The following is a 1,400-nucleotide window of genomic DNA, read 5'->3' on the forward strand; positions in this document are numbered from 1 at the left end:
ACACAGGTGTCACACAGATCGCCTTCTGGTGTCTGGCGTCGAGGGGCGGTGTATCAGTATCGGGTGCGGGTGCCCGCCGATCTGAGGCAAGTCATTGGATCGAGCCATATCAACAGGTCGTTGGGGACAGTCTCGCTGGCCGTTGCCCGACGATCGGCAAAGGTGATGGCCTATCAGATCGATCGAAGCTTCGAAGAAGCGCGGAATTCTGGCGCGTGGAAAGCTGCGTCAGCACAGCCTGAGCTACACGTCGCGGAGATTGCTGCGTCTTCGACGACCGCTGTTCATGGACTGACGCTCGGAACTGTCGTCGAACGCTATCTGACGGACGCAACTATCAGTCGTTCTCCGAAGAGCCAGATCGTTTATCGGACGACGTTCGCGACTGTCTGCGCCATTATGGGCAGCGAAACGCCCATTAAGTTGATATCGCGTGATGGGTGCCGCCAAGTATTGAGCGTGCTTCAAGCGCTTCCTCCGAATTCACGCAAAAGGTGGCCGGGTATATCTCCTGTCGATGTTGCTGCGGACGCTCACCAGCGTGGTATTGCCCCGATGAGCGCCGCAAACTGCAACGAGTATATGAATAAGCTTTCCAGCCTCCTCAACTGGGCTGTCCGAGAAGAAATGATCGACCGAAATCCGGCACGAGGGTTGCGGGTCGCTGACCGGAGGCTGGCGCGCGAGAAACGTAATCCATTCACGTTGCCGCAGCTAAGCGCCATTTTCACGGCTCCTCTTTATACCGGATGTAAAGATGATGGCTTGGGCTATGCAGTAGTTGGCCCCAATCGCCCCCGGCGCGGGCGCTTCTGGATTCCACTTATCGCCCTCTGGTCGGGGATGCGGCAAGCGGAGATATGTCAGTTGCTCACGGCGGACGTGAGGTCGATTGAAAATGTTCTGTGTTTCGTTGTCTCGGATGTCGATGGCGACAGCAAGAGACTCAAGACGGCGGCCAGCAGACGGTTAGTTCCAGTGCATCCCGAGCTTATAAGGATCGGCTTTGCGCACTATGTGAGCGAGCGCCGTCGATCGGGAGATTGCCGCCTCTTTCCCGACCTTAGCTTGGACTCACTGGGCCTCTACTCGGGAAAGTTTGCAAAATGGTTTGCTCGCTTTCTTGCCTCAACAAATGCTGCTGCGCCGGGTGCATGCTTCCATGGTTTTCGGCATTCATTTCGAGACGCATTGCGGGAGGCCCGGATTGATCGCGATATTGCCCTCACACTGGGCGGCTGGACCACATCTTCTGGGAGTAGTGGTGGCGGGGTCGCCGATGCCTACGGGCGGGGTTATCGTTCCTCAGCACTCAATGATGCCATCTCAAAAATAGCTTATCCCGGTCTCGATCTGTCGCACCTCTATGTTGAGACAAGCAAGGGCTGACCAGTCAACCC

The 1,400-nt window shown here is 56.7% G+C and carries 1 protein-coding gene; it reads left to right on the forward strand.

Going from position 1 to position 1,400, the window contains the following annotated elements; translation table 11 throughout:
* The first annotated feature begins 6 nt into the window (after positions 1-6).
* Positions 7-1,389, forward strand: a complete 1,383-nt coding sequence (locus tag VPH46_RS16250) for a DUF6538 domain-containing protein (protein WP_416612900.1) — start codon at positions 7-9, stop codon at positions 1,387-1,389.
* Positions 1,390-1,400: the final 11 nt, after the last annotated feature.

This window comes from Sphingomonas sp. MJ1 (PH-R8) (genome assembly GCF_048058635.1).
In the GTDB taxonomy this organism is placed as follows: Bacteria; Pseudomonadota; Alphaproteobacteria; order Sphingomonadales; family Sphingomonadaceae; genus Sphingomonas.